The sequence below is a fragment of the Mesorhizobium sp. WSM4976 genome, assembly GCF_029625685.1.
Classification (GTDB): domain Bacteria; phylum Pseudomonadota; class Alphaproteobacteria; order Rhizobiales; family Rhizobiaceae; genus Mesorhizobium.
Map to the genome: position 1 here is coordinate 77,373 of NZ_JARTVT010000027.1, position 17,204 is coordinate 94,576.

The window sequence follows — 17,204 nt, forward strand, 5'->3', positions numbered from 1 at the left end:
GTCCTGCCGCGATTCATTTGCCGCGACTCAGATAAGCGGCAGCGCCTCCCTAGCGGAGGCCGCCGGCCATTTTCACGCTCTCCGGCAAGTTTCGCAACCATAGCATGGCGGCGGCCCCCAGAAGCGGCCCGGGAACCAGGAGCAGGAAGGCCCAGCGCCAACCCCCGATGAAATCAGCGAAGCGCGGCGTCAGCCAGATGGCGAGCACCGTCAGCGCGAAGCCCGCGCCCATTTGCACTGACAGAGCGGTGCCGACAAAGCGGCGGTCGGCGAGCTCGGTGACGGCGGCGGAGAACTGCGCCGAATCGCCGACCACCGAAACGCCCCAGACGATCGCCACCAGCATGAACAGCCACAGCGGACCGGTGAACAGGAAGCCCATTTGCAGCGCGCAGCTTCCCGAGACGATCATCATGCCGGCGGTGGTGGCGGTGCGGCCGATGCGGTCCGACAGATAGCCGCCGAGCAGACAACCGAGGATGCCGGAAGCCACGACAAGGAACGTCGATAGCGAGGCGATGGCGGCGGTTCCCATCGCCTGCGCCTCGAATGAGGCGCGCGTGTAGGCGAGCAGCCAGGCCCACATGGCATAGAGCTCCCACATATGGCCGAGGTAACCGAGATTGGCGAGCAGCAGCGGCTTTTCTCGAAACACCTGGCCGATGCGCGAAGGCTCGAACACTGCCTTGCCGAAGGGATAGGGTCCTTCCTTCGCGAACAATAGGAAGAGCAGCGCGCCCGCGGCCGTGGCCACGCTGGTGGCGGCAACAACGGGACGCCAGTCGAGCGCGGTCGAGACGGCGCGGAAGAGATGCGGCAGCGCCGAGCCGACAGTCAGCGCGCCGATGACGGCGCCGAGCGCCAGTCCCCTGTCGCGCGCGAACCAGGTGGCGACCAGCTTCAGCGCCGGCGGATAGACGCCTGCGAGCGCAACACCGGTGACGATGCGCGCGGCGATCACGCCGCCAGGCCCGGGATGGAAGAGCAGCGTCGCGTTGGCCAAAGCGGCGACGAGCGCCGCCGCCGCCATCAGGTGACTCAGCCGTACGAGGTCGGGAAGATTGACCAGACTCGCCGCCAGCGCGCCTAGCACGAAGCCGACCTGCACGCCATTGGTCAGCCAGGCCTCGGCGCTCGCGCCCAACGCAAGCTCCTGCCTCAGTTCGGGAAGGATCGCGGTCGCCGAGAACCAGGTGGTCAGCGACAGGACGACTGCGAGGCAAAGCAGCGACAGCACGCGCCAGCGCTCGCTGTCGGCCGCCATGCCAAGCCCGCCGGCCGTGCTCATGCGCCTTGCAGCGGTACGGTGAAGACCGTGGCCGTGCCGGTGAGGCAAAGCTCGCCCTGGCCGTTGCGCACGCTGGTCTCGATCTTGCAGATAGGCTTATCGGGCCGCACTTCCTTGACCTCCACGCGTCCGGTGATCTCCTCGTCAAGGCCGACCGCTTTGACGAACTTCCACGCCACTTCGAGGAACACTGTTCCGGGGCCGGGCAGATCTTCGGCGACCAACGCGTTGAGGATGCCGGAAGTCACGCCGCCCTGAACGATCAGCTTGCCGAACACCGACTTCTCGGCCAGCGCGCGGTCGTAATGCAGGGGATTGTGGTCGCCGGTGATGTCGGTGAAGGCCTCGATGTCGCTCATTCTCGTGCGGCGCGTGCGCTCGGCGAAGGCGCCGACCTGCGGACGGCCTTTTACGACACCCGTCCAACCGTCTTTCATTACGGTGCTCATTTAGGCTTCTCCTCTGCTCCGGGTTCCACTGGTTTGAAGGCAGGTAGGACGCGACCGCCGATGGCGGTCGGCGCAAGCTGAAGCATGTCCCCGACCTGTAGCGGCCGTGTGCCGGGCAGGATGAAGCTCAGCATCGTTGGGCCTTCGGACAATTCGATCAGGCCGACCACATAGGGTGCCGCCGGCAGCCAGCCGGGATGGCCTGGCTTATGCACCTTGGAAAAGGATTTTAGCCGCCCCCTGCCCGACGCGTCTTTCCAGAGCAGGCGCCTGCTCCAGCAATGCGGGCAGATCGGGCGCGGATAGAAGACGGCCTTGCCGCAATCCTCGCAGTGCTGGATGGTCAGCCGGCCCTCGGCGGCGGCATCCCAGAACGGCCTGGTCAGCGCGGTGATCGTCGGACCGGGGGTCTTCAGCGTGTTGAGATCGACGGACATCAGGCGGCTCCCAGCACGAGCGCGGTCGCCTCGCTCATCGTCGCGCCGTTGCCGGTGACCAGTGCCAGCCCGGCCTTGCCGATCTGGCGTTCGCCCGCCTCCCCGCGCAGCTGACGCACCGCCTCGACGACATGGGTCATCCCGCCGGCAAGGTCCGGCTGCCCGAAGCCGAGCTGGCCGCCATGCGTGTTGAGCGGCCTGTCGCCCTTGTGGGAAAGATCGTGGTCGCCGAGCCACGCGCCGAACTGGCCCGGCGCGCAGAGGCCGGCATCCTCGATCGTCGCCGCGATCATGATCGTGTAGCAATCGTAGAGCGACAGAAGGTCCATCGCATCGGCGTCTGTGCCGGACTGTTGAAAGGCTCTTGCCATCGCGCTCTTCAGCGGACCGGAAGTCAGGCTCGGCGCCTGGCTGACGGCGCGGTGCGTGACCTTCTCGCCGGCGCCGAGCAGATTGACGGGCGGCTTGCGCAGCGACCGCGCGCGTTCGGCGGAGGTGACGACAACCGCTTCTCCGCCGGCGACCGGCATGACGATTTCGAGGAGACGCAGCGGCGAGGCGATCATCGGCGAGGCAAGCACCGTTTCGACATCGGCCGGCTTGCCGAAGAAGATCGCATCCGGATTGAGCTGCGCGTTGGCGCGCGCCGCCGCGGCGATCCTGGCGAAATCCCGCGCAGTCGAACCGTATTCCGCCATATGCGCCTGCATCAGCAGCGCGTAGGAGATATTGGCGCCCGAGGCGCCGAACGGCACGTCGAACTCGCGGATCGGATTGCGGTTGGGCGAGCGCGGCGCTGTCTCCTCGCGATTGTTGGCGAGCACGCACAGCACCGCCTCGCACATGCCGGCCTCGATCGCGGCGGCCGCGCGCCAGACCATGCCGGCGCCGGACGCGCCGCCGAGGTCGACGACGTTGGCCATGGTCGGCGCGAGCCCCAGATATTCGGCAATCGTTGCCGGAACATGCTGCGGCGTCTCGCCGACCTGCGGTCCTACCAGCAGCCCGTCGATCGCCGCCGGATCCAGCCCGGCGTCGAGCACCGCAAGGCGCGAGACGTCGGCGATCATCTCCAGCGTCGTCACGCCGCTGGTCAAACGTTGCGGCTTCAGCTCGCCGATGCCGACGATCGCTCCCTTCGACCGGCTCATGCTGCCCTGCCCCGGTCGAGCGCTCGGTATTCTTCGAGACATGCCGGATTGGCGAGCGAAGCCATGTTCTTGACAGGCTTGCCTTCGAGCGTGGTGCGGGCGGCGCCCTCGACACGCTTGCCGTTCAGAGTGTAGGGCACGGCCTGCACCGCGTGGATGCGATGCGGCACGTGGCGCGGCGAAGCGCCTTCACGGATCGCTTTGCGAATTCGCGCGGCAAGCTCGGCGCTCAGCGCATAACCGTCATTGAGCTTGACGCAGAGCACGATCTCCTCGTCGCCTTCGACGGGCGCGCCAAAGACCAGGCAATCCTCGATCTCGGCGAAGTTTTCGCAGGCCGCGTAGATCTCGGCGGTGCCGATGCGGACGCCGCCGGGCTTCAGCGTCGTATCGGAGCGACCGTGGATGACGCCAGAGCCGTAAGCCGTCATCTCGGCGACATCGCCATGCGTCCAGATCTCGCGGCGCGCGGCGAAATAGGTGGCGTGGTAGCGCGCATCGCCATCCTTGCCCCAGAAGGTCAGCGGCATGGACGGGAACGGCTCGGTGCAGACGAGATCGCCCTGGCGGCCGATCACCGGCGCATTGCGCTCGTCCATCACTGCGACTGCAAGACCAAGCCCCTTCACAGTCAGCTCGCCGCGCCGCACGGGATGGAGCGGCGACCCCAGCAGGAAGCAGCCGATGATCTCGGTGCCTCCGGAAATGGAGGCGAAGATCATGTCGCGTTTCACATACTCGTAGACCCAGTCGAACTGCCCGTGTGAGACGGGCGCGCCGGCCGACAGCAGCGAACGCAGCGGCGAAAGGTCATGCAGGCGTCCCGGCGCGTAGCGTTCGGCCGCAAGTGTCGCCAGATATTTCGGGCTGGTGCCGAAATGCGTGACCTTGGCGTGCTCCGCCACTTTCCAGAGCGGACTGGGATCTAGACCATCGGCCGATTTCAGGATCGGCGCGCCGTCATAGAGCACCACGCTCGCGCCGCAGGCCAGACCTGAGATCAGCCAGTGATACATCATCCAGGCGGTGTTGGTGTACCAACTCATCACGTCGCCGGGACGGACGTCGCCGTGCAACAGGTGCTCCTTCAGATGCTGGAGCAGCACGCCGCCGGTACGATGGACGATCGCCTTCGGCGCGCCTGTCGTGCCAGAGGTGTAGAGCACATAGGCCGGATGGTCGAAGGGCACGCGCTCGAAGGTGAGAGGACCGGCGCCGCCGAAATCGTCGAACGAAATACAATCCGCCGCGCCGTTTGGCCGAGTGCCCGGCTCGCCGGTCAGCACCAGCGTCGTCACCGTCGGCATCGCGGCGACGATTTCGGCCAGCCTGCCGGAGATGTCGTGCTCCTTGCCCGCATAGCGATAGCGCGGTGATGCGAACAGCACCTTCACGCCGATCTGGCCGAGGCGGTCGACGATCGCGGCGGCGCCGAAATCCGGCGAGCAGGACGACCAGACGGCGCCGATGGAAAGCGTCGCCAAAAGTGCGATGAGGCCTTCGACGCGATTGGGCAGGATGCCGCCGACGCAATCGCCTTTGCCGATACCGGCCGCGCGCAGGCCGTCGGCCGTTCTAGCGACGAGCCGGCGCAATTCGCTCCGTGTTATCGCACGGAAATGACCGCTCTCGTCGGCCTCGATGACAGCAATCCTCTCCCCATCGCCGCGCAGGAGGTTTTCCGCGAGATTAAGCGAGGCTTCCAGCAAGAAGCGGCTTCCCGTCATCGGCGCATTGTCGTCGCGCAGGAAGGCGATCGGGCCCGGTTCGCCGATCACTTCCGCGAAATCCCACACCGCGCGCCAGAAGGCGCCGGGGTCGCCGATCGACCAGCGATGCAGCGTCTCGTAGTCGCGCGGATCGAAGCCGCAGGCCATCGAAAAGCGCGCAAGGTTGGACGATTGGAACGCGGCCGGCGCCGGCGTCCAAAGCACGGATGACATGGATTTCCTCCCGCAACGCAGGCCGGCTCGATGGCGCGACCTTGCCCGCCGATGCATTTCAGATTATTGGTTATAACCAGAATGTCAAGCGACGATCGCGGCTCTGCAATAGGCATTTGGGAGGACCAAAAATGGACGCTGTTTATATTGTTGCTGCCAGACGCACGCCTATCGGCAAGCTGAACGGCGCGTTCGCCAGCCTGTCGGCGGCGGAGCTTGGCGGGCAGCTTATCCAGGCGATGCTGGCGGAAACGCAGATCGCGCCCGACGCCGTAAGCGAGGTGATCATGGGCCAGGTGCTGACCGGTGGCGCGGGGCAGAACCCGGCGCGGCAGGCCGCCCTCAAGGCTGGGCTGCCGGTCAGCGTGCCCGCCATGACCGTCAACAAGGTCTGCGGCGCAGGCCAGAAGTCGATCCATCTCGCAGCGCAGGCCATACGTTGCGGCGACGCGGATTGCGTGATCGCCGGCGGGCAGGATTCGATGACATCGGCGCCACACTTCATTTGTGGCGCCCGCGGCGGCATCCGCATGGGCGACAGGACGGTCAAGGATTCGATGATCACCGACGGGCTATGGGATGCCTTCCATCAGGTGCATATGGGTGTAACCGCCGAAGCGCTGGCGCAGCGCTACCAGATCACCCGCGAGGAGCAGGACCGGTTCGCGCTGCGCTCGCAGGAGAAGGCGGACGCCGCCATCCGGGCCGGCAGGTTTAATGATGAGATCGCGCCTGTGTCGGTCAAGGCCAGGCAAGGCGATCTCGTCATCGACCGCGACGAGCATCCCAATCCCTCCACCACCATGGAGGGCCTCGGCCGGCTGAGGCCGGTCTTCGATACCGCTGGAACGATTACGGCCGGCAACTCATCGGGTCTCAATGACGGCGCCGCAGCAGTGCTGGTGATGTCGGAAGCGCGGATGAGGGAACTCGGCCTAACGCCCCTCGCCCGTGTCGCGTCCTACGCTTCCGCCGGTGTCGAGCCGATGGACATGGGCCTGGGACCGGTGGCGGCCTCGCGCCGCGCGCTTGACAAGGCCAGCTGGCGCGCGTCTGACCTCGACGCTATGGAGATCAACGAAGCCTTCGCCGCGCAGGCTATCGCCGTCAATCGTGAGATGGGCTGGGACGAGGACATCATCAATATGAGCGGCGGCGCCATCGCGCTCGGGCATCCGCTGGCCGGCTCCGGCTGCCGCATCGTGGTGACGCTGTTGCACGAAATGGTCCGCCGAGATGCGCGGAAGGGCCTTGCCTCGCTCTGCATCGGCGGCGGCCAGGGCGTCGCGATCTGCCTGGAGCGGTGAGCCCGGGCGATCATCGCGGCCGGAGCGCTAGACTAAATGCAGCCCTCCGACCTCGTGTTCATCGCCAGTCCCGACGCTCACAGCGACCCCCTTCTCCCAGAATTGATGTCGATCAAGGTCGCTGCAACCGGTCTCTGTTTTGGTCGCGCCAGCTTGGCAACCTGGACGGAGTTCCCCCGACATGGACGGCATTACCTTAAGCGCCCAACAGATCGGCGCCTGCCGGCGGGAGATTGCCCCCGCAAGGATCCTTCCCTTGTCCGCTTCGGGGTCGCTGTGTCCGGCGCCGGTCCACGTCGAGGGGGCGCTTTTGGCGTCGGCGGATGCTGACGGGTCGCGCAACACCGGAGGTCGGCCATGAAGGTTCCCCCGCGATGGCTGATCCTCGGCGCCCTGATCGCCATCGGAGCAGCCGGCTACTACGCATGGCAGCGCTCCAAGGACGGGCAGTTGCCGGTAGGCATCGCCAGCGGCAACGGCCGCATCGAGGCCGTCGAAATCGACGTGTCGACGAAGGCGGCGGGGCGGATCAAGGAAATCCTTGTCGGCGAAGGCGATTTCGTCAAGGCCGGTCAGGTGCTTGCTCGCATGGATACCGCGCAGCTCGAGGCACAGCGCCGTCAGGCCGAGGCACAGCTTCAGCGCGCCAGCATAGGGGTCGAGACCGCGGGCAGCCTGGTGACGCAGCGCGAGGCTGAAAAGACGGCGGCCGCCGCTGTCGTCGCGCAGCGCGAAGCCGAGCTCGACGCCGCCGATCGGACCCTGGCGCGCTCCCAGCAGCTTGCGGTCAACAACACCGTCTCCCAGCAGGTCCTGGACAACGACCGGGCGGCCGAGCAGAGCGCGAAAGCCGCCGTCGCCGCGGCGCAGGCCCAGCTCGCCGCCACCGAGGCGGCCATCAACGCTGCGCAGGCGCAGGTGGTCGATGCCAAGGCCGCGGTCGATGCTGCACAGGCTGCGATCGAAAGCATCGACGCCGATATTGGCGACGCCACGTTGGCGTCGCCGCGCGACGGGCGCATCCAGTTCCGCGTGGCCGAGCCTGGCGAGGTGCTGGCGGGCGGCGGGCGCGTTCTGAACCTCGTCGATCTGGGCGATGTCTACATGACCTTTTTCCTGTCGACCGCGCAGGCCGGGCGTGTCGCGATCGGCTCCGATGTGCGCCTCGTGCTCGACGCGGCGCCGCAATACATCATCCCCGCCAAGGTGACCTTCGTCGCGGACGTCGCGCAGTTCACGCCCAAGACGGTCGAAACGGAGGAAGAGCGCCTGAAACTCATGTTCCGGATCAAGGCGCACATCGCACCGGAGCTGCTCCGCAAATACATCCAGCAGGTGAAGACGGGCCTGCCCGGCGTGGCATATGTGCGGCTCGATCCGCAGGCCGAATGGCCGGCGAGCCTCAAGGGAAAGCTCGTGCAATGAATGCGCGGCCGGACGCCGGCGCGGCCATTCCGTCAAGCTACGTGGCACGGCTGGAGAACCTCGGCCATGTTTACGGAGAGGTCAGGGCTCTCGATGCAATAACGCTCGATTTCCCGACCGGCCGCATGGTCGGCCTGATCGGGCCGGACGGCGTCGGCAAATCCAGCCTGCTTTCCCTGATTGCCGGAGCACGGACGATCCAGCAGGGGCATGTCGAGGTGCTGGGCGGCGACATGGCCGATCTCCGCCACCGGCAGAGTGCCTACCCCAGGATCGCCTATATGCCGCAAGGCCTAGGCAAGAACCTCTATCCGACGCTGTCGGTCTTCGACAACATCGATTTCTTCGGCCGCCTGTTCGGCCATGATCGGAGCGAGCGTGAGCGCCGCATCGGCGAGCTTCTGAAGCGAACCGGGCTGGCGCCTTTCGCCGACCGGCAGGCCGGCAAGCTTTCGGGCGGCATGAAGCAGAAGCTCGGCCTGTGCTGCGCCCTCATCCACGATCCGGACCTCCTGATCCTGGACGAGCCGACCACCGGCGTCGACCCGTTGTCGCGCCGCCAGTTCTGGGAACTGATCGGCGAGATCCGCAAGAGTCGCGAGGGCATGAGCGTCATCATCGCCACGGCGTATATGGAAGAGGCCGCGCGCTTCGACTGGCTGGTGGCCATGGACGCGGGCCGCGTGCTCGCCTGCGGAACCCCATCCGACCTGCTCGAAAGAACCGGCGCGCCCGATCTGGACGCCGCCTTCATAGCCCTGCTCCCGCCGGAGCAGCGGGACAGCCACGAAGCTGTGGTGATCCCTCCGCGGCCCATCGGCGCCGACGGCGAACCCGCCATCGAGGCCGAACATCTCACCATGCGGTTTGGCGATTTCACCGCCGTCGATGACGTGAGCTTCCGCATCGGCCGCGGCGAGATCTTCGGTTTCCTGGGATCGAACGGCTGCGGCAAGACGACCACGATGAAGATGCTGACCGGGCTGCTCGAGCCGTCCGACGGCAAGGCACGGCTGTTCGGGCGCGAGATCGACCCTAGCGACATCGAGGTGCGACGGCGCGTCGGCTACATGTCGCAAGGATTCTCGCTCTACTCGGAGCTGACGGTCCGGCAGAATCTCGAACTTCATGCCCGCCTCTTCGGCATGGCTGATGCCGCGATCCCGCCCCGGGTCGAGGAGGTCGCGCAGCAATTCGGCCTCGCCGACAATGTCGACACGCTGCCCGAAGCGCTCCCGCTCGGCATCCGCCAGCGGCTGTCGCTGGCTGTGGCGATGATCCATTCTCCGGAGATACTGATCCTCGACGAGCCGACCTCCGGCGTCGACCCGGTTGCCCGCGACGGCTTCTGGCGGATTCTTGCCAACCTCTCCCGCGAGCAGGACGTGACGATCTTCGTGTCCACGCACTTCATGAACGAGGCGGAACGCTGTGATCGCATCTCGCTCATGCATGCCGGCAGGGTCCTGGTCAGCGAGACCCCTGCCGCGATCGTCAAAAGCCGGTCGGCGGCAACGCTGGAGGAGGCCTTCGTCGAATATCTCGAGGAGGCGACAGGCACTCAGGCCGAAACGCCGAGCGCGACGGCCGGGACAATTCCGGTCCCGGAAGCGCCGGCCAGTCGCCCCGGAAGGAGTGACACAGGGCGTTCCTTCGATTTGCGCCGTATGTTTGCCTACACGCGGCGGGAGGCGCTTGAACTCTTGCGCGATCCGATCCGGGCCACGCTGGCGACCGTCGGCAGCCTCATCTTGATGTTCGTCGTCGGCTACGGCATCAATATGGACGTCGAAAACCTCTCCTTCGCCGTCCTCGATCACGACGACACGACGATCAGCCGGGACTATGTGCTGCAGATCGCCGGCTCGCGCTACTTCACCGAGAAGGCGCCGATCACCGACTATGCAGATCTCGACCGGCGCATGGAGGACGGGGAACTCAGCCTCGCGATCGAAATCCCTCCCGGCTTCGGGCACGACCTTGCGCGCGGCCGCCATGTCACGATCGGCGCCTGGATCGACGGCGCCATGCCGACACGGGCTGAAACCGTGCAAGGCTATGTTTCGGGAATGCACGCCGGCTGGCTGACGCAGAAGGCGCGTGAACTCTATGGCGACGCGGCCATCGCCAACGCCTTTCAGCTCGACATCCGCTACCGCTACAATCCCGACGTCCGCAGTCTCGATGCCATCGTTCCGGCGGTTATCCCGATGCTTCTGCTGCTGATCCCGGCGATGCTGGCCGTGCTTAGCGTGGTTCGGGAGAAGGAGCTTGGCTCCATCATCAATTTCTACGTCACGCCCGTGACCCGGCTGGAGTTCCTGATCGGCAAGCAGATTCCCTATGTCGCCCTCGCGGTGCTCAACTTCGTGCTGCTGACGGGCTTCGCCGTCTTCCTCTTCGGCGTGCCGCTGACCGGCAGCCTTCCGGCTTTCGCCGCCGCCGCCCTTGTCTATGTCACGGCCACGACGGCCATGGGGCTTTTCCTGTCGACCTTCATGAGCAGCCAGATCGCGGCAATCTTTGGAACCGCGCTGATCACCATGATCCCCGCCACCCAATATTCGGGCATGATCGACCCGGTGTCGTCGCTCCAGGGCGTGGGCGCATTCATAGGCCGAATCTATCCGACCACCTATTTCGTGACGATCTCGCGCGGCGTCTTCTCCAAGGCGCTCAGCTTTGCCGACCTGTCCGGCGCGTTCGTGCCGATGCTCATTGCCATTCCGGTGCTGCTCGGACTTGGAGCGGCATTCTTGAAAAAACAGGCCCGCTGATGCGCATCGCCAACATATACAACCTCGGCATAAAGGAACTGCGCGGTCTCATGCGGGACCCGATGATGCTCGTGCTGATCGTCTATGCCTTCACCGCCGCCATCTACACCGCCTCGAAGGCGATGCCTGAGACGCTCAATCACGCTCCGATCGCCATCGTCGACGAGGATCAGTCGCCGGTCTCGTCGCGTATCGTCACGGCATTCTATCCGCCTTACTTCACCGCGCCGTTGCTCATCTCCCAGCCCGAGATGGACAGCCGCATGGATTCAGGCATGGATACTTTCGCGCTGGATATTCCGCCGAACTTCCAGCGCGACCTCCTGGCCGGCCGGTCGCCAACGGTTCAGCTCAACATCGACGCCACCCGCATGTCGCAGGCCTTCACCGGGGGCGGTTACGTCCAGTCGATCGTGTCCGGAGAAGTCAATGAGTTTCTCAGCCGCTATCGCTCCGACACCTCGCTCCCCGTCGATCTCGACCTCAGGGCACGATTCAATCCCGAGCTCAACAAGGGCTGGTTCGGCGCCATCACCAATGCCATCTCCTCGATCACGATGCTGTCGATCGTGCTCACCGGCGCCGCGCTGATCCGCGAGCGCGAGCACGGGACGATCGAGCATCTCCTGGTGATGCCGGTCACCCCGTTCGAGATCATGACGAGCAAGATCTGGTCGATGGGCATTGTCGTGCTCGTCGCGGCCGGCCTCGCGCTCGTCGTCGTCATTCAGGGGCTGCTGTCGGTCCCCATCAATGGATCGATCACGCTATTCATGGTGGGCGCGGCCCTCGACATCATCGCCATGACCTGCCTCGGTATCTTCCTCGCCACGGTGGCCGGCTCCATGCCGCAATTCGGTCTGCTGCTGATGATGGTGCTCCTGCCCTTGCAGGTGCTGTCTGGCGGCGTCACGCCGCGCGAGAGCATGCCCATGGCCATCCAGGCCATCATGTTCACCGCGCCCAACACGCATTTCGTCATGCTGGCACAGGCGGTGCTGTTCCGCGGCGCGGGCCTTGGCGTCGTGTGGCCGCAGCTCGCGGCGCTCCTGGTCATCAGCGCGCTCCTGTTTGCGTTCTCGCTCCGCCGCTTCCGCCAGTTCCTGAAATAGGACCATCGCTGCCCGGCAGGAACAACTGGTCGCCTGGGATCCAGCCGAGCGCACCCATTCACAAGCCTTAGCCCGCTTTAATGCGAGCTCCATGGCGGGCAGTTCCGCCTACCCTCCAACGAGCTTGTCCTGATTTATCCTCATGCCACTTTGCACGTCGAATAGGTGGACCTTCGAAACCATTACCTCCAACCCAACTTCTTGATCGGGCTTGAACGGCGGCTGATCCCGAACTTCGCTCACGAGTTCGACCCCGCCTGTCCTTAACGTAAGTTCCTGAGCCTCTCCTGTCGGTTCCACCACCTGGACGGTTGCCCTCGCATGATCGCCGCCGACGGCGATGTGCTGGGGACGGATCCCGTAAACCACCTCTTTTGCATCGTGGAACTCCAAACCTTTGGGCAGGGGCAGGCGAAGCCCTGAACCGGCTTCGAACGCACCGTTGTCGACGCGACCTTCGATGAGATTCATTTCCGGGGAGCCGATAAAGCCGGCGACAAACAGATTGGCGGGTCTTTCGTAGAGTTCGGAGGGGGTGCCGATCTGTTCGATGCGGCCTTTGTTCAGAACCACGATGCGGTCGGCGAGCGTCATCGCCTCGGTCTGGTCATGCGTGACGTAGATGCTGGTGCGACCGAGCCGTTGGTGCAGCTTCTTGATCTCGGCACGCATCTTCACGCGCAGCTTCGCGTCGAGATTGCTGAGCGGCTCGTCGAACAGGAAGGCCGAGGGTGCGCGGACGATCGCGCGGCCCATGGCGACACGCTGGCGCTGTCCGCCGGACAGCTGACGGGGCATGCGGCCGAGCAGGTCCTGCAGACCCAGGATTTCGGCAGCCGCCTTTACCCTGGAGACGATTTCCTCCCTGGGAACCTTTGCCAGCCGAAGCGCGAAGCTCATATTGTCGGCCACGCTCATATGCGGATAGAGGGCGTAGCTCTGGAACACCATGGCTATGTCGCGCGACTTGGCCGGCATCTCGTCGACGACGCGCCCGCCGATGCGGATCTCGCCAGTCGTATGCTCCTCGAGCCCCGCGATGATGCGCAGTAGCGTTGACTTGCCGCAGCCCGACGGACCGACCAGGACCACAAACTCGCCGCTGACGATTTCGATGTTGACGTCGCGCAGAACTTCGACCGCGCCGAAGCTCTTCCCGAGCTGTTCTATCTCGATTGCGGACACTTATTCTTCTCCCGTCCCGGCAAGGCTCATTTTCTTTGCGCCTGCCGCCATGCGTGGTATTCGGCCTCGCCCTCGGGGCTCAACGGATAGTATTTCCGCAGGTCTCCTCCTTGCGCGAGCCGCAAGCGCGAAAACTCCTCCCACTCGATGTGCGCGCCGGCGAGTTCGACCAGTCTGGGGGCAAGGGCGACCGGCACGACGACCACGCCATCGTCGTCGGCGACAATGATGTCGCCGGGGATGACCAGCACGTTCGAGCAGGCGATCGGAACGTTGACGGCGAAGGGAACGATGTTGGTCTGGGCATGGAAATTCGGCGTGACTCCTCGCACCCAGATGCCGATGTCGAGCGCAGCCGCCTGGGCGGAATCGCGAATACAGCCGTCGATAACGACGCCGGCGCCGCCACGCCCGGCGAAATAGGTCAGCATCATCTCGCCGAAGATGCCGCTGCCCAGATCGCCGCGGGCATCGACCACCACCATGTCGCCAGGCTGGGTGGGATAGAGCACGTGCCGGTGCAGTTGCCGCTCCGGCTCCTCATACTCCGCCTCGTTGTATAGATCCTCGCGTTTCGGCATGCATTGGAGCGTGAGGGCCGGCCCCGCTGCCGTGCTGCCAGAACGCAATGGACGCGGGCCGCGGATCTGCGGATCGCGAATGCCCATCTTGTGGTAGAGCTCGCTGGCCAGTGTCGCCGAACCGATCGCCGCAAGCGCGTCGACAAGTTCTCGTGGCGGCCGGGAAATGTCCGATATCGCCGGTATCTGGTCAGCTTCCATTTCGTTCCTCCAATCTACGCCGAGCCGCAAAACCTTGTCGATCGTCATTTAGTTGCGTTCATCCGTCGTCGAAGCCGTTCAGCCGCGAACCGCGCCGGTGGTAAGACCTTTGACGAGCAGCCCCTGGGCGAACCAGACGAACACCAAAGTCGGGATGACCATGAGCACGCCGGCGGCGGACATGGCGCCCCAGTCGATGCCGAACTGCGAGACGAAATTGGTGAGTCCGACGGGCAGCGTCTGTGCGGCCTTGCTTGAGGTCAGGGTCAAGGCGAGCAAGAGGTCGTTCCAGGTGAAGAGGAAGGTGATGACGGCGCTGGCGCCGATGCCCGGCGCAATCAGCGGCGCCACGATCTGGACCAGCGTGCGCACGGTGCCGGCGCCGTCCGACTGGGCGGCCTCCTCAATCTCTTTCGGCACGTCCTGAATGAAGCCGAGAAGCAGCCATATGGCGACGGGGAGCTTGGCTGCCGTATGGCTGAGGATCAGCGCCCAGACGGTGTCAAGCAGCCCCATGGCGGCAAACACGGCGAAGAGCGGAATCGCGAGCGCGATGACCGGGATCATGCGCATGATCAAAAGCAGCCCGAAGATCAGCATGGCGCCGGGCATCCTGAAGCGCGACAGCGCATATGCGCAGGGGATGGCCAGCAGATGGACGAGGATGACCGTCGCCACCGAGACGATGACGGTGTTCCAGACGTAGCCCATCGTGTCGTACTGGGCGAAGACCGCGACATACTGCGTCAGCGTCGCGGTCTCGGGGATGATGTGCACTGGAACCGAGAAGATGTCGGCCGAGCTGCGGATCGAGGTCAGGAACAGCCACACCAACGGAAAGACGGTGAGCGCGACGGTCAGGGCCAGCGCCATATACTGGCCAGCGATCGCCGCCGTGAGCCGGCGGCGCCGGCGCTTTGGCATGGAACGTGCGCCGACGATGACGGCTTCGGTCATATCGCCCTCCGTTTCGCAAGAAGCCATGGCACTCCGTAGAGGAGGCCGAGCACGAGCAGAGACATGCCCAGCGCGATGTAGGAGACCGCAGCCGCATGTCCAAAATCCACCGCCTGGAACGCCAGCAGATAGGAATAGACGGTCAGCAGGTTGGTGGCGCCGCCCGGTCCGCCCTGAGTCATCAGCCAGACGACGTCGAAGGTGCGGAACGTGTCGATGATGCGCAGCATCAGCGCGATCATGATGACCGGGCGCATCAGCGGCAGCACGATGTGCCAGAAGCGCTGCCATGGCGTGGCGCCGTCCACGGTGGCTGCCTCGAGCGGTTCCTGCGGCAAGGATTGCAGGCCTGCAAGGAACAAAAGCACCATCAGCGGCGTGTTCTGCCAAACATCGGCGGCGATCACCGAGACGAGCGCCCAGGCCGGATGGGTGAGCCACGGGATGTCAGGCATGTTGAACATGCGCAGCAGCGCGTCGACCAGGCCGTATTGGGTGTTGAACAGCCAGCGGAAGTTCAGGCCGACGACGGCGGGCGCGATCATCGGCGGGACCAAAAGCAAGGTGCGCGCAAGGCGCATGCCGCGCAATTTGCCGTTGACCAGAACAGCGATCGCCATGCCGGCCACCACTTCGATCGTGATGGAAACGACACTGAATATGATCTGGTTTCGCAGCGCCTGGTTGAACTGGCGGCCGAAGAGCTCGTCGGTGTAGTTTCCCGTCCCGATGAATGGCGCCGAGCCGCTCAGGTCCCAGCGAAAGAAGCTCATGATGAAGGAGTATCCGAGCGGATAGACGAGGATGGCCAGCATGACGAGAAGCGCCGGGCTGGCCAGCAGGTAGCCGATCTGCCAGGTGTAGGGCAGCGGCGAACGTCGCCGGCGCCCTGACGCCTGGTGCTGCGCGACGGGCGCCATGCTCAATCGTAGGCCCCGGCCCGGCGCATGATGTCCTCCGCCTCGGTCGCCGCCTGGTTAAGCGAGTCGGCGGGCGAGGCCTGATCGGACAGGGCTTGCTCGATGGCCGAGAACATCAAGGTGCAGACCTTCGAGAATCCGGCGAGCTTCGGCCATTCCTTGCCGTTGGCGATCGTCGTCTCGAGCTGCTGCAGCCATGTCGCCTGTGGGCCCTTCGCCGCGGCGATCACTTGCTTGGCCAGGCTCTGTCTGCTCGGGAAGTTGGTGAACTGGTCGAACTGGAGCCGCTGGGCGTCGGTACTGACCGTGTATTTAATGAACTCGACGGCGGGTTCCTTGCGTCCGGATTGGCCATTCAGCGCCATGGCATGCGAGATGGCGCATGAGATGGCCGCCTTGTCCCGCACATAGGGCGCTGTCGACCATTTGCCGACAACGCGCGAGGTTTCCGGATTGGACAGGGTGGCGAAGGCGCCCGGCCAATCGAAAGTGGCGTAAACGGTGCCGGACGAGAATTCGGTCGAGTTCTCGTTCCATTGATAGCCAACGGCGTCGGGCGGCACGATTTTGTGCTTCTGGATCAGATCGCGATAGAAGGTGAGCGCCTTGATGCCGGCTTCGGAATTGAAGGCCGGCTTGTTGGCCTGGTCGACCCAGTCGCCGCCGGCCTGCCAAAGCAGGTCGCTGAAGGTACGCTGCGCGGGATCGCCCTGCCCCGGCACGACAAGGCCATAGTGACCGTTGCCGGTGAGTTTCAGGCCGACATCGACCAGTTCTTCCCAGGTCTCGGCCGGCTTCAGGCCTTTTTTCTGGTAGATGTCGCTGCGGTAATACTGAACGCGCGCATCCATGTTGCGCGGAATCGCCGCCAGATTTCCTGTCTTCGGATCGCGCAGGTATTTGACCGCGACCGGATAGAAGTCCGCCAGCTCGGAGTCGCTGAAATAGCTGTTCAGCGGCGCGAAATGGTTGAAGTAGGAATCGATCTGCGCCGTGTGGGTGCTGTAGACATCGTACTGGCTCGACCGTGCTGCGCTCAGCGTGACCACCTTCGCCGTCAGGGGCGTGAATTCCAGGAGGTCGTAACGAACCTTGATGCCGGTCTTGGCGGTGAAGTCCTGAACGATCTTCTCCCAATATTTGGGGTAGAGCGGGCCGCCCGTGATCAACAATGCGGTGATCTCTCTGGCGTCCGCCCTGGCAACCCACGGCGCGGCGAGCGAGCCGGCCGTCACTGCCGCGCTCGCGGCAAGGAATTTCCGTCTCGATAAGGTTCCGGACATCACAATCTCCTCCTGGTTTGATTGATCGGTCCGTCCAGGGACGGCCGACGACTTTCAGCCTCGGCAGTCCACCGGCGTGCTCCTCCCGCCGCGAGACTGCCTGGATAGGTTCCCGGACGGCGCTTGAGAGCCTCCGGGCGATGGGCACTTGCACTCCAACACGCATCGCTCGGTTGCGAAGGCGTATC

General features: G+C 64.8%; 14 protein-coding genes. 4 read left to right on the forward strand and 10 right to left on the reverse strand.

The annotated features are described in order from the left end of the window. Positions 1-49: 49 nt before the first annotated feature. From P9272_RS28060 to P9272_RS28080, 5 genes are read right to left on the reverse strand one after another with little or no spacing between them, the layout of a single operon-like run. Positions 50-1,288 (reverse strand): MFS transporter, encoded by a 1,239-nt coding sequence (locus P9272_RS28060; protein WP_278163031.1) that lies wholly within the window; start codon positions 1,286-1,288, stop codon positions 50-52. Further along, complete coding sequence (locus P9272_RS28065; protein WP_278163033.1) at positions 1,285-1,737, reverse strand: MaoC family dehydratase; 453 nt, start codon at positions 1,735-1,737, stop codon at positions 1,285-1,287. Before P9272_RS28065 ends, P9272_RS28060 begins: the two co-directional genes overlap by 4 nt. Next, entirely contained in the window at positions 1,734-2,174 is a 441-nt protein-coding gene (locus P9272_RS28070) for a zinc ribbon domain-containing protein (RefSeq protein ID WP_278163034.1), read from the reverse strand. The genes P9272_RS28065 and P9272_RS28070 overlap by 4 nt, the downstream gene beginning before the upstream one ends. Then, entirely contained in the window at positions 2,174-3,325 is a 1,152-nt protein-coding gene (locus P9272_RS28075) for a thiolase family protein (RefSeq protein ID WP_278163035.1), read from the reverse strand. The genes P9272_RS28070 and P9272_RS28075 overlap by 1 nt, the downstream gene beginning before the upstream one ends. Continuing rightward, entirely contained in the window at positions 3,322-5,268 is a 1,947-nt protein-coding gene (locus P9272_RS28080; protein WP_278163036.1) for an acetoacetate--CoA ligase, read from the reverse strand. Before P9272_RS28080 ends, P9272_RS28075 begins: the two co-directional genes overlap by 4 nt. Positions 5,269-5,399: 131 nt before the next feature. Here P9272_RS28080 and P9272_RS28085 point away from each other — a divergent pair, with 131 nt between their 5' ends. The 4 genes from P9272_RS28085 to P9272_RS28100 all read left to right on the forward strand — a co-directional run bounded on the left by P9272_RS28085 (position 5,400) and on the right by P9272_RS28100 (position 11,889). Further along, positions 5,400-6,575: an acetyl-CoA C-acetyltransferase gene (locus tag P9272_RS28085; RefSeq protein ID WP_278163037.1), complete on the forward strand. Its 1,176-nt coding sequence runs from the start codon at positions 5,400-5,402 to the stop codon at positions 6,573-6,575. Positions 6,576-6,932: 357 nt separating this feature from the next. Further along, positions 6,933-8,000 carry an HlyD family efflux transporter periplasmic adaptor subunit gene (locus P9272_RS28090; RefSeq protein WP_278163038.1) on the forward strand — a complete coding sequence of 356 codons (1,068 nt, stop codon included), beginning with the start codon at positions 6,933-6,935 and terminating at the stop codon, positions 7,998-8,000. Next, a complete protein-coding gene (gene rbbA / locus P9272_RS28095; protein ID WP_278163039.1) occupies positions 7,997-10,777 on the forward strand; it encodes a ribosome-associated ATPase/putative transporter RbbA in 2,781 nt (926 codons plus the stop codon). Before P9272_RS28090 ends, rbbA begins: the two co-directional genes overlap by 4 nt. Next, positions 10,777-11,889: an ABC transporter permease gene (locus P9272_RS28100; protein WP_278163040.1), complete on the forward strand. Its 1,113-nt coding sequence runs from the start codon at positions 10,777-10,779 to the stop codon at positions 11,887-11,889. Before rbbA ends, P9272_RS28100 begins: the two co-directional genes overlap by 1 nt. 108 nt (positions 11,890-11,997) lie before the next feature. Here the strand turns inward: P9272_RS28100 and ugpC are convergent, their stop codons facing one another. From ugpC to P9272_RS28125, 5 genes are all read right to left on the reverse strand, one after another. Next, positions 11,998-13,074: a sn-glycerol-3-phosphate ABC transporter ATP-binding protein UgpC gene (ugpC, locus tag P9272_RS28105; protein ID WP_278163041.1), complete on the reverse strand. Its 1,077-nt coding sequence runs from the start codon at positions 13,072-13,074 to the stop codon at positions 11,998-12,000. A gap of 26 nt (positions 13,075-13,100) precedes the next feature. Beyond that, complete coding sequence (locus P9272_RS28110; protein ID WP_278163042.1) at positions 13,101-13,856, reverse strand: ribonuclease activity regulator RraA; 756 nt, start codon at positions 13,854-13,856, stop codon at positions 13,101-13,103. 78 nt (positions 13,857-13,934) lie between these two features. Then, positions 13,935-14,813 (reverse strand): carbohydrate ABC transporter permease, encoded by an 879-nt coding sequence (locus P9272_RS28115; protein WP_128259024.1) that lies wholly within the window; start codon positions 14,811-14,813, stop codon positions 13,935-13,937. Beyond that, positions 14,810-15,733, reverse strand: a complete 924-nt coding sequence (locus P9272_RS28120; RefSeq protein WP_278163065.1) for a sugar ABC transporter permease — start codon at positions 15,731-15,733, stop codon at positions 14,810-14,812. The genes P9272_RS28115 and P9272_RS28120 overlap by 4 nt, the downstream gene beginning before the upstream one ends. 2 nt (positions 15,734-15,735) lie before the next feature. Next, on the reverse strand, positions 15,736-17,016 hold the full coding sequence (locus P9272_RS28125; protein WP_278163044.1) for a sugar ABC transporter substrate-binding protein: 1,281 nt from the start codon (positions 17,014-17,016) through the stop codon (positions 15,736-15,738). Positions 17,017-17,204: the final 188 nt, after the last annotated feature.

Excerpts from the sequence above, each read along its gene's own strand:
- P9272_RS28060 (WP_278163031.1), bottom strand. The coding sequence starts at position 1,288 with ATGAGCACGGCCGGCGGGCTTGGCATGGCGGCCGACAGCGAGCGCTGG.
- P9272_RS28065 (WP_278163033.1), bottom strand. The coding sequence starts at position 1,737 with ATGAGCACCGTAATGAAAGACGGTTGGACGGGTGTCGTAAAAGGCCGT.
- P9272_RS28070 (WP_278163034.1), bottom strand. The coding sequence starts at position 2,174 with ATGTCCGTCGATCTCAACACGCTGAAGACCCCCGGTCCGACGATCACC.
- P9272_RS28075 (WP_278163035.1), bottom strand. The coding sequence starts at position 3,325 with ATGAGCCGGTCGAAGGGAGCGATCGTCGGCATCGGCGAGCTGAAGCCG.
- P9272_RS28080 (WP_278163036.1), bottom strand. The coding sequence starts at position 5,268 with ATGTCATCCGTGCTTTGGACGCCGGCGCCGGCCGCGTTCCAATCGTCC.
- P9272_RS28085 (WP_278163037.1), top strand. The coding sequence starts at position 5,400 with ATGGACGCTGTTTATATTGTTGCTGCCAGACGCACGCCTATCGGCAAG.
- P9272_RS28090 (WP_278163038.1), top strand. The coding sequence starts at position 6,933 with ATGAAGGTTCCCCCGCGATGGCTGATCCTCGGCGCCCTGATCGCCATC.
- rbbA (WP_278163039.1), top strand. The coding sequence starts at position 7,997 with ATGAATGCGCGGCCGGACGCCGGCGCGGCCATTCCGTCAAGCTACGTG.
- P9272_RS28100 (WP_278163040.1), top strand. The coding sequence starts at position 10,777 with ATGCGCATCGCCAACATATACAACCTCGGCATAAAGGAACTGCGCGGT.
- P9272_RS28110 (WP_278163042.1), bottom strand. The coding sequence starts at position 13,856 with ATGGAAGCTGACCAGATACCGGCGATATCGGACATTTCCCGGCCGCCA.
- P9272_RS28115 (WP_128259024.1), bottom strand. The coding sequence starts at position 14,813 with ATGACCGAAGCCGTCATCGTCGGCGCACGTTCCATGCCAAAGCGCCGG.
- P9272_RS28120 (WP_278163065.1), bottom strand. The coding sequence starts at position 15,733 with ATGGCGCCCGTCGCGCAGCACCAGGCGTCAGGGCGCCGGCGACGTTCG.
- P9272_RS28125 (WP_278163044.1), bottom strand. The coding sequence starts at position 17,016 with ATGTCCGGAACCTTATCGAGACGGAAATTCCTTGCCGCGAGCGCGGCA.